13 protein-coding genes are annotated in these 14,551 nt (G+C 70.4%); 5 read left to right on the forward strand and 8 right to left on the reverse strand.

All coding sequences use genetic code 11. The annotated features are described in order from the left end of the window. Positions 1-16: 16 nt before the first annotated feature. Positions 17-580 (reverse strand): hypothetical protein, encoded by a 564-nt coding sequence (locus O7631_RS22755; RefSeq protein ID WP_278146081.1) that lies wholly within the window; start codon positions 578-580, stop codon positions 17-19. Between the two features lie 1,102 nt (positions 581-1,682). Between O7631_RS22755 and O7631_RS22760 the strand changes: the two genes are divergently transcribed. Beyond that, a complete protein-coding gene (locus O7631_RS22760; protein ID WP_278146082.1) occupies positions 1,683-2,024 on the forward strand; it encodes a hypothetical protein in 342 nt (113 codons plus the stop codon). Continuing rightward, entirely contained in the window at positions 1,988-2,680 is a 693-nt protein-coding gene (locus O7631_RS22765) for a nucleotidyl transferase AbiEii/AbiGii toxin family protein (RefSeq protein ID WP_088989528.1), read from the forward strand. The genes O7631_RS22760 and O7631_RS22765 overlap by 37 nt, the downstream gene beginning before the upstream one ends. Before the next feature lie 122 nt (positions 2,681-2,802). Here the strand turns inward: O7631_RS22765 and O7631_RS22770 are convergent, their stop codons facing one another. Further along, positions 2,803-3,705, reverse strand: coding sequence for a glucose 1-dehydrogenase (locus O7631_RS22770; protein WP_278146083.1), 903 nt, complete (start codon positions 3,703-3,705; stop codon positions 2,803-2,805). 197 nt (positions 3,706-3,902) lie between these two features. Here O7631_RS22770 and O7631_RS22775 point away from each other — a divergent pair, with 197 nt between their 5' ends. Further along, positions 3,903-5,693: a 5'-nucleotidase C-terminal domain-containing protein gene (locus O7631_RS22775; protein ID WP_278146084.1), complete on the forward strand. Its 1,791-nt coding sequence runs from the start codon at positions 3,903-3,905 to the stop codon at positions 5,691-5,693. A gap of 54 nt (positions 5,694-5,747) precedes the next feature. Here O7631_RS22775 and O7631_RS22780 read toward each other — a convergent pair whose 3' ends face one another. Both O7631_RS22780 and O7631_RS22785 read right to left on the reverse strand, forming a co-directional pair. After that, complete coding sequence (locus O7631_RS22780) at positions 5,748-5,921, reverse strand: hypothetical protein (RefSeq protein ID WP_269678943.1); 174 nt, start codon at positions 5,919-5,921, stop codon at positions 5,748-5,750. Positions 5,922-5,999: 78 nt separating this feature from the next. Further along, the gene (locus O7631_RS22785) at positions 6,000-7,157 is read right to left on the reverse strand and encodes a geranylgeranyl reductase family protein (RefSeq protein ID WP_278146085.1); all 1,158 of its coding nucleotides are present in this window, start codon (positions 7,155-7,157) and stop codon (positions 6,000-6,002) included. A 301-nt stretch (positions 7,158-7,458) separates the two neighbouring features. On the opposite strand from O7631_RS22785, the gene O7631_RS22790 reads away from it, so the two are divergent. Both O7631_RS22790 and O7631_RS22795 read left to right on the forward strand, forming a co-directional pair. Continuing rightward, positions 7,459-7,695 carry a hypothetical protein gene (locus tag O7631_RS22790; protein WP_030491902.1) on the forward strand — a complete coding sequence of 79 codons (237 nt, stop codon included), beginning with the start codon at positions 7,459-7,461 and terminating at the stop codon, positions 7,693-7,695. Between the two features lie 55 nt (positions 7,696-7,750). Then, entirely contained in the window at positions 7,751-9,214 is a 1,464-nt protein-coding gene (locus tag O7631_RS22795; RefSeq protein ID WP_278146086.1) for an MFS transporter, read from the forward strand. A gap of 72 nt (positions 9,215-9,286) precedes the next feature. Here the strand turns inward: O7631_RS22795 and O7631_RS22800 are convergent, their stop codons facing one another. The 4 genes from O7631_RS22800 to O7631_RS22815 form a co-directional block, all read right to left on the reverse strand. Further along, positions 9,287-9,850 (reverse strand): hypothetical protein, encoded by a 564-nt coding sequence (locus O7631_RS22800; protein ID WP_278146087.1) that lies wholly within the window; start codon positions 9,848-9,850, stop codon positions 9,287-9,289. A 790-nt stretch (positions 9,851-10,640) separates the two neighbouring features. Continuing rightward, positions 10,641-11,270, reverse strand: a complete 630-nt coding sequence (locus tag O7631_RS22805) for a hypothetical protein (RefSeq protein WP_278146088.1) — start codon at positions 11,268-11,270, stop codon at positions 10,641-10,643. Between the two features lie 13 nt (positions 11,271-11,283). Further along, positions 11,284-13,068, reverse strand: a complete 1,785-nt coding sequence (locus tag O7631_RS22810) for a DUF4012 domain-containing protein (RefSeq protein WP_278146089.1) — start codon at positions 13,066-13,068, stop codon at positions 11,284-11,286. 97 nt (positions 13,069-13,165) lie between these two features. Next, complete coding sequence (locus O7631_RS22815) at positions 13,166-14,413, reverse strand: glycosyltransferase family 4 protein (protein WP_278146090.1); 1,248 nt, start codon at positions 14,411-14,413, stop codon at positions 13,166-13,168. Positions 14,414-14,551: the final 138 nt, after the last annotated feature.

Genomic DNA, 14,551 nt, shown 5'->3' on the forward strand with positions numbered 1-14,551 from the left:
CGGTGCTTGGTGTGGGTCAGCTGTTCCAGTGCTGGGCGACGAGGTCGGTGGCCTGCTGCTCCCACTGGGCGTACGCGTCGGGGTAGGCGGAGACCTGCACGGTCTGCGCGGCATCCGTCAGCGCCATGTCCTGCCACCCGTCGACCTGCTTGAGGCCCTTGAGGAACGCGGTCGTCGAGTAGGCCGGGTCGGTGATCTGCTCCGGCGTGCCCCAACCCGAGGACGGCCGCTGCTGGAACAAGCCCAACGAGTCGTGGTCGTTGGCGTCGCCGAGATGGCCCAGGTTCTCCAGCTTCGACTCCTGCAAGCTCGTCGCGATCGAGATCACCGCGGCCCGCTCCGGGAGACCGGCCTTCTTCGTCGCGGCGATGATCGCCTTCACGTTCGCGGTCTGCTCATCGTTGAGGGTGATGTGCGACTGCTCGCCCTGCGGCTTCGGCGCCGTCTGCACCGCGGCGGCAACAGGCTTGACGTCCACAGTCGCAGTAGCGGCGTGGGCGGCGATCGGACCGGCGAACACACCACCGGCGAACGCCAGACCAGCAACGGACAGCACACTCTTACGCATGATCGTGTTCATGGGGGAAGCTCCTTCGGGGGTAAGGACACCCGCCTAGATCGCACGGGTGTGAGCACCTCGTCCGGCGCTGCAACAAACGGGGAAAGTCTTGAGGGGGATTCGGTGACCGACAGGCCGGGGGGGCGTGTCGCACCGGGGTCGGCGGCCTGCGAGCGGAGGGCTCGCGGCGCCGGGTCCGTGTGCAACGACCCGGGGGCCGGGGTCATTCCCGGGATCGGCCCATCCGTTGGCACCCGGTGAAGCGGGGTGCCGGTCGGGCGGGGTCCAGGTGTAACGACCCCGGGGCCGGGGGTCATTCCCGGGGCGGACCATCGCGCCCGGCAGGGGCGTGGTCCTGCGATCGTCAGGGTGTGCAACGACCCCGACCCGGCCATCATTCCGCCCGGCACGTGCCCCGACCACACGCCAACACCGCCCACACGGAACAAAACCGACGGGTCAACCCTGACCCCAGGTGCCAAACCACCCAGACTGGCGGGCAGAACACCCCAGCTCACGCGAGATCCACACGACTTCGCCGATATCGCGGTATCCGTCAGGGTTTGATACCGCGACTTCGCCGAAACGCAGACCGGCAGTCGCCGCTCGGACGAAGCACCACGCGCAGGGCTGACGCCATGCCCGCCAAGGGACGCACGGAAAGCGCGGCCCTCCCAACAGCACGGCCCAGCGAAGAGTACGGCCCGCTGGACAGCCCCAGTCCACCGGACAACGCAACCCCCGAACAACCCAGCCCACCGGACACCGCCGCCCACCGACAGCGCCGCCCACCGACAGCGCGGCCCGTCGGACAACGCGACCCACCGGACAACGCAACCCCGAACAACCCAGCCCACCCGACACCGCCGCCCACCGACAGCGCCGCCCACCGACAAGGCAGCCCACCGACAAGGCAGCCCACCGACAACCCAGCCGCCGCACAACGCAGCCCACCGCACAACCCACCCACCGCACAACCCAGCCCATAGACGACGCTAGCCATGAACAGCGCCGCTGCAACGGGGCCGGTCAGTGCCCCCGCGAGCGGGTCCGGCGACCGTCCCTGGAGCGTGTAGGGATCGTCCTGAGCGACACCGGCTTCGGTGGGCGTTACCCTGACACCATGCAGGCCGTCTCCCCCACTGCGACCGGCGTGGCCTTCCTGGCCCGGCCCGGTCGTCCTGCCGTGGTGGCGAGGACGCTTGCCGAGTTGGCCGGCCCCACGCGCGGGGTGGTCGAGTTGCCGGTGCGGTTGATGTGGAACGCCGAACGCACCTTCGACCTCAACGACCCGGACCAACTGCTCTGGATGTACGAGAACGTGCTCCGCGAGACCACCCGCGCCGAGGACCTGCGCGTCCTCATCAACGGTCGCGCGCTTCGGCGGGTGTGGCGACTGCTCAACCTGCCCCGTGGCGTACGCCAGGCATGGGAGAGCCGCCACCGCGGCCTGCGCGCGGCGTGACCGAGCCGCATCTGCACGAGTTCTACCGGGAGGTCGCCCGGGTGGCGCTCACCGCCGCCGGACCGTACCGGTTCGTGTTGGGGGGCGGGGTCGCCTGGGCGGCGCACGGGTTGGTGGCCCGCCCGACGGAGGACGTCGACCTCTTCGCGGACGTGGAGGGTGCCGCGGCGGCGGCGTCCACAGGTGTACGGGTGGCGTTGGAGCGGGCCGGCTTCCTGGTCAGCGACGCCGACCCCGACGGGGATCTCGCTGAGCTGTTCGACGGGTACGAGCAGGACATGAAGGACTTCGTGGTGAGCCGCGACGGCCGGCAGATCCGGTTGAGCCTCGCCCGGTTGGACCGCCAGCAGAGCCCGGTGGTGATGGACCTCGGCCCGGTGATGGACGTACGCGACCTGGTGGCGAACAAGATCGCGGCGTTGGTCAACCGGCGGGAGGTCCGGGACTTCATCGACGTGGCGGCGGCGTTGGAGCACTACGACGTGACCGAGTTGCTGATGCTGGCACGGCAGGTCGACCCGGCCCTGGATCCGGCGGACGTACGTGCCGCCGGGCGTTACCTGGACCGGCTGTCGGAGCAGCGGTTCGGTCGGTACGGTCTGAGCGCCGCCGACGTCGATCACGTCCGGCGGCGCTTCGCCACCTGGCCGCGCTGACCGCCGACGTACACACCGCAACACCGACCGCACAGAAGCGTTGCGCCAAGCCGAACACCGACGCATACGGAACGAGCCGCACCCGGGGCGGGCACCGAAGCAGCACCCGCCCCGGCGGCGGATCACTTCGTCGGGCGACCGCCCGTGACGCCAAGGATCTCGCCGGTCACGTAGCTGGACTCCTGCGAGGCGAAGAAGACGTACGCGGGTGCGAGCTCCGCGGGCTGCCCGGGGCGACCCTCCGGGGTGTCGGTGCCGAACTGCTTCACCTTCTCCTCGGGCATGGTGGCCGGGATCAACGGCGTCCACACCGGGCCGGGTGCGACAGCGTTGACCCGGATGCCCTGCTCGGCGAGGTCGGCGGCGAGCGCCTTGGTGAAGTTGGCGATGCCCGCCTTGGTGGTCGCGTAGTCCAGCAGTTGCGGCGACGGGTCGAACGCCTGGATCGACGCCGTGTTGATGATCGCCGCGCCCTCGCTGAGGTGGGGAATGGCCGCCTTGCAGAGCCAGAACATCGCGTACAGGTTGGTCTTGAGCACTCGGTCGAACTGCTCGGTGGTGATTCCGAGGATCCCCTTGTCCTGCGACATCTGGTGAGCCGCGTTGTTGACCAGGATGTCCAGGCCGCCCAGGTCGCGTACCGCCCGATCGACCAGCTCCTGACAGTGCGACTCGTCGGTGATGTCACCGCGTACCGCGACGCCCCGCCGGCCGGCCTCCTCGACCAGACGAATGGTCTCCCGGGCGTCGGCGTCCTCCCCCTCGTCGAGATACGAGATGAGCACGTCGGCGCCCTCCCGGGCGAAGGCGATGGCGACCGCCCGGCCGATCCCGGAGTCACCGCCGGTGATCAGCGCCCGCTTGCCGTCGAGCTTGCCAGTGCCCCGGTACGACTCCTCCCCGTGGTCCGGCTTCGGGCTCATCTGCGCGGTCGAGCCGGGCGCGGACTGCTGCTGTGCGGGCTGACCCGACTGCCCGCCGTACTGGCTGGTCGGGTCCTGCTGGGTGTGCTGATCCTCAGTCACCGATGTCTCCGAAGTCTCCTCGCGCGGTCGCGGTAGGCGATGGCGCTCCCGCGAAATCCCGTCCCCGATCGCCCTACCCCGGGCCGGCCTGCGGAAACCGCTGCACCCGTCGGGGCTGCCGTGGCGGGAGTGTCGGCTGGTGGTTATGGTGCGCGAGGCGCCCACGAAGCGCGTCCACCCCCATGGAAAGGCACGTCATGACCTCTCCCTCCGGTCCGTCGCGTCGCCAGGTGCTCGTCGCCGCCGCCGCGGCGGCGACCGCCCCGCTGATCGCCGCCGCGCCCGCGCAGGCGGCCGGCGCGGCCCGGTCACGCACCTGGGACCTCACCCTCCTGGGCACGTCGGACACTCACGGCAACGTCTACAACTGGGACTACTACCGCGACGCCGAGTACGACGACAGCAAGCAGAACGACATCGGTGTCGCGAAGCTGGCGACCCTGATCAACCAGATCCGTCGGGAGCGGCGGGGCAAGGCGACGCTGGTGCTCGACGCCGGCGACACCATCCAGGGCACTCCGCTGGCGACGTACTACGCCAAGCAGGAACCGATCACCGCCACCGGGGAGAAGCACCCCATGGCCCGGGCGATGAACGTCATCGACTACGACGCGGTGACGCTGGGCAACCACGAGTTCAACTACGGGCTGCCGTTGCTGGACCTGTGGATCCGCCAGCTCGGCTTCCCGGCGCTCGCCGCGAACGCCGTCAACGCGAAGACCGGCAAGCCGGCCTTCCTGCCGTACGTCATCAAGAAGGTCTCCCTCGGTCTCGGCGCGCCCACCCTGCGGGTCGGCATCCTCGGTCTGACCAACCCCGGCGTGGCCATCTGGGACAAGGGCAACGTCGAGGGCAGGCTGCGTTTCGACGACATGGTCGCTACCGCCGCGAAGTGGGTGCCGGTCATGCGGGCCCGCGGCGCGGACCTCGTGCTGATCTCGGCGCACGGGGGTGACAGCGGCACCTCCAGCTACGGCCCGGAGCTGCCGAACGAGAACCCGGTGGCGTTGATCGCCCAGCAGGTGCCGGGGATCGACGCGATCCTGTTCGGGCACGCGCACAACGAGGTGGTCGAGCGGTTCGTCACCAACGAGCGCACCGGCGCCCAGGTGCTGCTCTCCGAGCCGTCCAAGTGGGGCCAGCGGCTCACCCGGATGGACTTCACCCTCACCCGCGAGCGTGGCCGGTGGGCGATCACCAAGAAGGCCGCCACCATGCTGAACACCAACACGGTGGTCGAGGACCCGAAGGTGCTCGCGGCCGTGCGGGCCCAACACCAGAAGACCGTGGCGTACGTCAACCAGGTGGTCGCGCGGTCCACTGTCGAGCTGTCGGCGGCGGAGTCGCGGTACAGGGACACGCCGATCCTGGACTTCATCAACCACGTACAGACCGAGGTGGTCGGCGCGGCGCTGGCCGGCACCGCGTACGCGGACCTGCCGGTGCTGTCGATCGCGGCGCCGTTCAGCCGTACCGCGGTGTTCCCCGCCGGCGACGTCAAGATCCGCGACGTGGCCGGCCTGTACGTGTACGACAACACCCTCGAAGCGGTGGTGCTCAGCGGAGCCGAGGTGCGCGCGTACCTGGAGTACTCGGCGAAGTACTTTCGGACCTTCGCGCCGGGCGCCCCGGTCGACCCGGAGCAGATCAGCGACCCGGCGGTGCCGGACTACAACTACGACGTCTTCTCCGGCGTCGACTACGACATCGACATCTCCCGGCCGGTCGGGCAGCGCATCACCCGGCTGGTGCTCGCCGGCACCGACACCCCGGTCGCCGACAACGCGCAGTTCGTCGTGGCGGTCAACAACTACCGGCGCAGCGGCGGCGGCAACTTCCCCGGCATCGTGAAGACGCAGGTCTACAACGCGCAGCAGGAGATCCGTCAGCTGCTCATCGACTGGGCGCAGGCCAAGGGGACGATCGACCCGGCCGACTTCTTCCAGCCGAACTGGCGGCTGGTACGCGAGGGCGTGCCGGTCTTCTGATCGCGCGCCACAGACGGGCCGTGGGTGGCGACACCCACGGCCCGTCTGCTGTTGTCAGCCCTGCACGTTCCAGCGGACCGGGTCCTCGGCCTCCTCCGGGCGGTCCCGCCCGGGATCGGTCTCGGTCAGGGCGACCCGCTCGTCGGGACGCACAGCGGGCGGCAACTCCCCGAACCGGATGTGGCGCAGGAACGCGTACTCGTCATCGGTGAACGGCTGCTCGGCCATCGGCACCTCCCGCTTCTCCGCTCATTGTCCAACGAGCGGCCAATCCGGACCAGCACCGCACACACCCTGTAAGGCATCCTAGGATCCTGGGGTAACAGAGGTGGGCCGGCGCGGTGCGGGCAGTCGGTCCAGCACGGCGAGGGCGGCCCGGATGGAGCGACGTCGCAGCATCTCGTCGAAGCTCGCCCGCCCCTGGCAGAACTGCACGAACATCCGCCAGCCCGGCGGAGTCGCCAACAGGGCGTGGAACACGTCCGGGCGGCGGGTGAACACGTCCAACAGCCGGAACCCCGCCCGCATCTCCGGCACCAACCGCGCGGCGACCGCCCGCTCGTACCCCGCCAGATCACCGTCGGCGACCGCCGCGCCGGCCAACCCGCCGGACCGCAACGCGAAGCTGATGCCCTCCCGGCTCCACGGCTCCAACAACCCCGCCGCATCGCCCACGACCAGCACCCGGCCGCTGCGCAACGGTGAATCCTCCGCACGGCACCGGGTCAGGTGACCGGAATCGTGCTCCGCGGGCAACCCGGTCAACCCCAACCGGTCGACGAACCGCCGCAGGTACTCCCGCGTCCCCTCCCCCGCTCCCCGACCGGCGATCACACCGACGGTCAGGCGGTCACCCTTCGGGAAGACCCAGGCGTACGAGCCCGGCATGTCGCCCCAGTCCAGCAGCAACCGCCCCCGCCACCGCTCCTGCTCCGCCGGGGGGACCGGGATCTCCAGCTCCAAACCCAGGTCCACCTGCCGGTACCGGACCCCGACGTGCCGGGCGGTCACCCCCGACGAACCATCGGCCCCGATCACCGTCCGGGCCGCGATCGTCGTACCGTCGGCGAGCCGCAGGCGTACCCCCTCGGGGTCCTGCTCGATCGCGCGGACCGCGACCCGCTCACGCATCTGCGCGCCGGCGGCGACGGCCGCCTCGCGCAGCCGGTCGTCGAACTCCTCGCGGCGCACCATCGTCACGACCGGGCCGTCGTTACGGCGGGTGAACTCCCGGCGGCCGTCGCGGGTGAACGTGACACGGTCCACCCGGTCGTGCGCGGGCACCTCGATCCGATCCGCGACAGCCGCCAGGGAGGTGCCGATCAGGCCACCGCCGCAGGTCTTGTACCGCGGGTGCGCGGCCCGCTCGACGACAAGTGTGGAGACACCGGCACGGGCAGCGGCGTGTGCCGCGGACAGCCCGGCGGGGCCGGCGCCGACGACGACGAGGTCCCAGACGATCACGACAGCAGCCTAGCCGTGTGTCGAAGTCCTCGGTCGAGCCGAGGCGGAGTCCAGGCGGCGGTCCGGCAAGGCGGGGATTCGCCTGGATACCGGTGTTGTATCCGGGCGAATCCCCAACGCGGCCGGTCGTCGTCTGGGCCCGCCGCAGGCCGGCCCAGGATTTCGACACACGGCTTCGGCACGGCCGGACCGCGACAGCCGGACCCGCCGACCGCCCGATCGGGTGTGCATCTTCGGTCAGCCACGGGGTAACCGGCGCACGGCAGCCGCCACGCGATGGCGGACGAACGGAGGAGGAACCATGCAGCAGGTGCAACTGTCGGAGGCCGAGCAACGGGTGTACCAGGCGGTCACCACCCTGGAGGCACGCGGACAGGTGCCGTACCCGGACCTGATCGCCGAGGAGTCCGGGTTGACCGAGGAGCAGGTCGGCAGTCCCCTGCACCTGCTCACCGAGAAGGGCCTGCTGCACCGCGAGGACTCACCGATGGCGGGTCTCGACTTCGGCCCCCGGTTCTGCGCCCGCCAGATGGCGTGACCGGCGGGACCCCACGAGACGGTTCGCCCCCCGCTGACCCGGGTAGCGCTCAGAGATGCGCGATCAACGGTCACCGGGGGGCACGATGAGCGCGGCGCAGCCGGTGACGGCGGCCGAGAACCGGCGGCGCTGGCAGGCCGTCGGCGTCGGCCTGGTCGCCGCGTTCATGACGCTGCTCGACGTCAGCATCGTCAACGTGGCGGTGCCGTCCATCGACCGTGCGCTGCACGCCTCCCCGAGCGACCTGCAGTGGGTCCTCTCCGGGTACGCGCTCACCTTCGGCCTGGCGCTGGTCCCCGCCGGTCGCTTCGGCGACGCCCGAGGCCGGCGCAACGCGTTCGTCTTCGGTATCGCCCTGTTCACGATCACCAGCGCACTCGCCGGCCTCGCCACCTCACCGACCTGGCTGGTCATCACCCGACTCCTCCAGGGCGCCGCCGCCGGCATCGTCAACCCGCAGGTCATCGGGCTCATCCAGCAACTGTTCCGCGGTCCGGAGCGGGCTCGCCCCTTCGGGCTGCTCGGTGCCACCATTGGCATCTCCACAGCGGTCGGGCCGTTGCTCGGCGGGCTGCTCATCGCCATCGGCGGCGAGGAACACGGGTGGCGCTGGGTCTTCTTCGTCAACGTGCCGGTCGGCATCCTCGCGGTGATCCTCGGCTGGCGTCTTCTGCCCGGCCGCCCGGCCGGGCAACCCGGCTGGCGTCAACTCGACCCCGTCGGTGTTCTCCTTCTCGGGGTGGGCGTGGTCCTGGTGCTCCTGCCACTCGTGCAGGAACAGCAGTGGGAGACACCCTGGAAGTGGGCGCTCATCCCGATCGGCTTGGCGGTGCTGGTCGTCTTCGGACTGTGGGAGCGGCGGTACGCACACCACCACCAACCCCTGTTCGACCTTCGGCTGTTCAGCCTCCAGTCGTACACACTGGGCTCGCTGTTGGCGCTTGTCTACTTCGGCGGCTTCACCGCCATCTTCTTCATCTTCACGCTGTTTCTCCAGATGGGTCTCGGCTACAGCGCGCTCGTCGCCGGCCTGGCCATCACCCCGTTCGCCCTCGGCTCGGCGGCCGCCGCCGTCCTCGGTGGTCGCATCGTCAACCGCCTCGGCCGACCGTTGGTGGCCCTCGGCCTGCTCACGGTGGTGGTCGGGCTGGCCGCGACGGTGGTCGCGCTGCGCCTCGCGCCGGACGCCCCGGCACCCTGGGTCGCCGCCGGCCCACTGCTCGTCGCGGGCATCGGCAGCGGGCTGGTCATCGCCCCCAACCAGACGATCACCCTCTCCGAAGTGCCGGTGGCGCAGGCCGGCAGCGGCGCGGGCATGCTCCAGACCGGCCAGCGGATCGGCGCCGCGGCCGGCATCGCCGCCGTCGGCTCGATGTTCTTCTCATCGCTGGCCGACACCCGTGGCGACTGGACCACCGCCTTCGAGCGGTCCCTCATACTGGCCACCGGCATCATCGGGCTCGCGCTGATCTGCGCCATGGTCGACATCGTCCGCACCCGCAACCACCAGGACAACTGATTCGGGTACGCCGCTGGCCGGCACCCGGGTGTGGGTGCCGGCCAGCAATCGATGTTGCGGTGTTGCGGTGGGTCAGCTGTTCCAGTGCTGGGCGACCAGGTCGGTGGCCTGCTGCTCCCACTGGGCGTACGCGTCGGGGTAGGCGGAGACCTGCACGGTCTGCGCGGCATCCGTCAGCGCCATGTCCTGCCACCCGTCGACCTGACGCAGCCCCTTGAGGAACGCGGTGGTCGAGTAGGCCGGGTCCGTGATCTGCTCCGGCGTGCCCCAACCCGAGGACGGGCGCTGCTGGAACAGGCCCAACGAGTCGTGGTCGTTGGCGTCGCCGAGGTGGCCCAGGTTCTCCAACTTCGACTCCTGCAAGCTCGTCGCGATCGAGATCACCGCGGCCCGCTCCGGGAGACCAGCCTTCTTCGTCGCGGCGATGATCGCCTTCACGTTCGCGGTCTGCTCATCGTTGAGGGTGATGTGCGACTGCTCGCCCTGCGGCTTCGGCGCCGCCTGCACCGCGGCGGCAACAGGCTTGACGTCCACAGTCGCAGTAGCGGCGTGGGCGGCGATCGGACCGGCGAACACACCACCGGCAAAGGCCAGACCAGCAACGGACAGCACACTCTTACGCATGATCGTGTTCATGGGGGAAGCTCCTTCGGGGGTAAGGACACCCGCCTAGATCGCACGGGTGTGAGCACCTCGTCCGGCGCTGCAACAAACGGGGAAAGTCTTGAGGGGGATCATCGGCGGCCTGCGAGCGGAGGCTCGCGGCGCCGGATCCGTGTGTAACGACCCGGGGACCGGGGTCATTCCCGGGATCGGCCCATCCGTTGGCACCCGGTGGAGCGGGGTGCCGGTCGGGCCAGGGTCCGTGTACAACGACCCGGAGGCCCAGGTCATTCCGGGGTCGGCCATCCGCTGACACCCGGTGAAGCAGGGTGCCGGTCGGGCGGGGTCCAGGTGTAACGACCCGGGGCCGGGGGTCATTCCCGGGGCGGACCATCGCGCCCGGCAGGGGCGTGGTCCTGCGATCGTCAGGGTGTGCAACGACCCCGACCCGGCCATCATTCCGCCCGACACGTGCCCCCGCCCACACGCCAATACCACCCACACGGAACAAAACACACGCCAAACCCCGACCTCAGGTGCCAGACCACCCAGGCTGGCGGGCAGAACACCCCAACTCGCGCATGATCAACACGACCTCGCCGATATCGCGGCGTCCGTCAGGGATTGATACCGCGACATCGGCGAACCGGAGTCGATCAAGGCACACCGGGTGGCCAATGCCACAAGTCGGACCCGAGTAACGGTCGGTTGCAGGCGGCAGTCGCCGTTAGGACGGAGGCACCACGCGCAGGGCTGACGCCCGCCGGAAAACTCCGACGGGCGTCAGCTTCGGTGCGGTCCGGGCGTAGCCCGGTCGTGCGGATTAGTGCGCGGCACCGCCGAGGCGCTGGCGGCGACGCCAGGCCATGGTCAGCAGCAACATGATCGCTCCGGCGCCGACCAGGCCACCGCCGAGCTTCATGGGCGTACCCATGCTGTCGCCCGTGACGGGCAGCGGCTGCTTCTTGTGCAGCACCCGCAGCTCGGTGCTGGCGGTACGGCCGGACTCGCGGCCGGTCGCGGTGAAGGTCAGCAGACCCGTCACCGACGGCTTGTAGCTCTTGGTGAAGCGCCCCTGGGCGTTGGTGTACGCCGTGAAGTTCAGCGGCGCGCTCGCCTGGTAGGCCACCGGGGCCATGGCCACGGTGGTGCCGTCGCTGCGGCGAGCCGGAGCCTGACCACCGGCCGGAGCGGCCAGCGGGGTGACCGTCACCGAGATGTCGACGGTCTCGTTCGGGCCGAAGTTGGTGCCGGTCAGCAGCACCGTCTCGCCGAGGAAGATCGTCGGCCGGTTGACGGTCAGTGACGCAACTACCGGCGGGTACGGCGGCGGTTGGGGCGGGTCAGTGGTCGCGCTGGGCGCCGGCTGCGGCTGCGCCGCCCCCGCTGCCGTCGGCACGGCCACCACGGCCAGGCCGACCGTGAGCGCCATGATGATGCGGGATAGCCGCATGATTGGTTCCCTCCTACTGATCACAGCTTGGTGCGGAATGAACTTGGGTGGTCCAGGGGCTGGCGGTGGGGGTCAGCCACAGCTCGGCCTGCCCGACGCCGGTCTTGGCCGTCAGCACGGTGGCCTCCAGCGTCCTCTCGGCGCCAGGAGCGACGTCGACGCTGGCGGTCGCCACCTGACGGCGGCGTTCGGTGCCGCTACCTACTGCCGTCTCGGCACCGTCGAGCCGAGCCTCGAGCACCGCTCCGCCCGCGGGACTGAAGATCGACACCAACGTGCGGACGGTGTACGGATCACCAGCCATACCGAGACCGAGGATGGACTCGCTGAGTCCGGACTTCGGTGCCGTGGAGCGCAGGGTCACGCGGAGCCGCAGCTCGCGGCGGCCGTCGGGGCGGCATTCGCCGACCGTCACGTTCGCCGTCTGTCGTAGGTAGTAGCCGAGCTTCGCGCCGCTGCCGTCGTTGAGGAACACGCCGACCGTCGGCACGGTGTCCTGTTCCGGAAGCGTCCCGGCCATCCGGCTGTCGCCGAACGTCCGCTGTTCCTCAGGTCGGGCACTCCAGAACAATATCCGGCGTTCGGTGATAGCACGGTCAAATGCGGACAACAACACCCGTGGGTTGACATTCTTCTTGAAGAAGGCGTCGAAGACGGCAGCCGCCGACGCCGCGAAGAACTCGTCCTGCTGTTTGACGTCGAGCCGTCGGTAACTGTCGTTGAGCAGCGTCTGCACGACCTTCTCGCTGGCCAGCGGGACGCCGCCGGGCACCAGCACCGGGCCGGTCGCCTTGAGCAGATAGGACAGCACCACCGGGTCGACAGCGAGCACACCGTCGACAGTGGTGCCCGTCTTACGACGAAACATCTCGCGATACAGTGCCGCGGCGGTCGGGAAGTGCGGGGACAGGTTGACGTCGGCCGGGTAGGTGCCGGGGAGGTCGGTCCAGAGAGCGCGGGTCTCGGCGGGCACCTTCAGCGGTGGGGTGAAGCGGCCGAGCGAGGACGTACTGCCCTGCTTGCCCATCTTCACAGCGCCGCTCTTCGCCTCGATCATCGCGTACGCGCCGAACATGCCGCCGGTGGCGCGCAGCTCGGCGAGGTTCTGCGAGACCAGCAGGTATCGCCGCGGTCCACTCGCGCCGAGCAGTGGCGGCAGCAGGCGGGCGCCCTGGTCCACAGCCGTGGTGAGCCCGGCCAGGCGGTCGATCTCGCCACGCAGGTCGACGAGCGCCTGCCGGACCTGGCTGACCAGCCTGTCGGCCGGGACCACAGCGAGGTCCCGGCGCGTACCCTGCACCGACTCGTTAACCCGGGTCAGCTCGGCGGAGACTCCGCTGAGCCGGGCCAGGTCCAGTCCACCGCCGGTCGGGACGAGGCTGGTCAGGTCCATCCGGAGCAGGGTCGGAAACGCCTGACGCGCCAACGAGTCGATGGCGGCGGCGATCTGCCGAACGGCGTCGAGGTCGTCACCCACCATCGGGGCACGCCGACCGACCTGCCAGCTCGGGCCGTTGGTAGCGGCCCGAGCCGCCCGGGACTGCTCCTGAAGAGCGCCGAGCGTCCGCAGAGCGCGGTCGGTGTCTCCGCTGACGACCTGGGCGCTGAGCTCCCGGGCGAGGCCGGCGGCGTTGAGCAGGTGAGCGCGCGCCTGCCAGCCGCGGAAGCCGACCCAACCGCCGGCCGCCAGCAGCAGCGAGCCGACCACCAGGGCACTGAGAAGGGCACGTCGCAGTCGGGCACGCCGACGGCGCCGGGACCGGCTCCGCCGCCGGGTCGGCCGTTCGCTTTCCGTCACACCACACTCCCAATCGGGGAATCGGACAGATGGTCGATTCCCTGACGTTCTTAGCACGGGTCAGGGAACTTCGTGCCGATATAGAAATGATTGCCGCTTACGCGAGGTTTCCTCGTCGCTCGGTGGCCGGTGCTGGGACCCGCCCCGCTGCCTCGTGCAGCAGCCGCTCGATGCGGTCCACCCCGGCGGGCAGCGACATCTCCCGCAGGTACGCCGACCGCCCTCGGCGGCCCATCTCGGTCCGGACGGGCGGCGGAATGGTGGCGGCCAACCAGAACCGGTCGGCCAGCGCCGCCCAGTCCTCCGGCGGGCACGAGAGGCCGGCCCTGGCGCGTTCGACCAGCTCAGCCGTATCCCCGCCGGCCGACGCGACCACCGGGGCAGCACACGAGAGCGCGGCCTGGAGCTTGCCCGGCACCGTGCCGCGCAACTCCGGAAGGTCGCGCAGCATGACCAGTTGGTAGTCGGCGGCGGCGTACAGCTCGGGCATGTCGACAGGTGACCGTCGCTCCACGAAGCGGACATTGTCCGCGCCGAGCTCGCCGGCGAGCCCCCGCACCCGCCGCTCGTCCGCGCCCGAACCGACGAGGACCAGGTCCATCGTCCGGTCCAGAGCCGCCGCCGCCCGGACCGCGGTCTCCAGTCCCTGCCGAGCGCCGATGGTCCCGGCGTGCATCACCACGCACCGACCGTCCCGACGGACCAGTTGGCGGGCAGCCACGCCGGGCGTCACCGGGTGGAAGATCCGCTCGTCGGTCCAGTTGAGCACCTCTCGTACCCGGGTCGGGTCGGCGCCCGCGGCGACCACGAGATCCCGCATGGACGGTGCGGCCACCGCGATCCGCGCCGCGGTCCGAAAGATCCGGGTCATCGCGCTGCCCATCCGCGCCACCCAGCGGTCCTCGCCGGCCTCCTCGGCGCCGTCACGGGTCCAGACGTCCTGCACGTGCAGCACCGCCGGCACCTGTCCGAGCAACCGGAGCACACCGGCGGTGGCGAACGTGGTGGCCGGTAGTTGGAAGACGTAGAGCGCGTCCAGATCGCTGAAGTACCGCCGCGCCACCCACGTCGCGCTGCCCGCGAACGACAGGTAGCTGGCCATCCGACCCCTGGTGGACGTCGCCCGCCCGGGGTAGCGCGGCACCCGCCGGACGGTCAGCTGTCTGCTGTGCGTCTCGTGGTGCCATCGCTGCCGCCAGCCGGGATAGACGTGTCCGCCCGGGTAGTCCGGGAATCCGGTGAGCACCCGAACCTCGTGCCCACGCGCCGCCAACTCCTCCGCGAGACTCCCGGGGATGAACGCCGGCTCGGGCGGAAAGTGGTACGACAGGATGCCGATCCTCACTGACACACCCCCGTCCGGCACGGATTGGCGTCGGCCGGCGCGGCACGACGGTCGGCGGCCGTCTCGCGCGCGTACGATGCGGACAACCCCTCCCCGCGCGACCACCGGCGTCGACGCACCGCCCCCGCGGTGTGGACA

Source organism: Micromonospora sp. WMMD967 (assembly GCF_029626165.1).
Taxonomy (GTDB): domain Bacteria; phylum Actinomycetota; class Actinomycetes; order Mycobacteriales; family Micromonosporaceae; genus Micromonospora; species Micromonospora taraxaci.

What these genes read in the sequence shown, in the direction of transcription:
- O7631_RS22790 (WP_030491902.1), top strand. Translation starts at nt 7,459, where the DNA reads ATGCAGCAGGTGCAACTGTCGGAGGCCGAGCAACGGGTGTACCAGGCG.
- O7631_RS22795 (WP_278146086.1), top strand. Translation starts at nt 7,751, where the DNA reads ATGCGCGATCAACGGTCACCGGGGGGCACGATGAGCGCGGCGCAGCCG.
- O7631_RS22780 (WP_269678943.1), bottom strand. Translation starts at nt 5,921, where the DNA reads ATGGCCGAGCAGCCGTTCACCGATGACGAGTACGCGTTCCTGCGCCAC.
- O7631_RS22755 (WP_278146081.1), bottom strand. Translation starts at nt 580, where the DNA reads ATGAACACGATCATGCGTAAGAGTGTGCTGTCCGTTGCTGGTCTGGCG.
- O7631_RS22800 (WP_278146087.1), bottom strand. Translation starts at nt 9,850, where the DNA reads ATGAACACGATCATGCGTAAGAGTGTGCTGTCCGTTGCTGGTCTGGCC.
- O7631_RS22765 (WP_088989528.1), top strand. Translation starts at nt 1,988, where the DNA reads ATGGGAGAGCCGCCACCGCGGCCTGCGCGCGGCGTGACCGAGCCGCAT.
- O7631_RS22805 (WP_278146088.1), bottom strand. Translation starts at nt 11,270, where the DNA reads ATGCGGCTATCCCGCATCATCATGGCGCTCACGGTCGGCCTGGCCGTG.
- O7631_RS22760 (WP_278146082.1), top strand. Translation starts at nt 1,683, where the DNA reads ATGCAGGCCGTCTCCCCCACTGCGACCGGCGTGGCCTTCCTGGCCCGG.
- O7631_RS22775 (WP_278146084.1), top strand. Translation starts at nt 3,903, where the DNA reads ATGACCTCTCCCTCCGGTCCGTCGCGTCGCCAGGTGCTCGTCGCCGCC.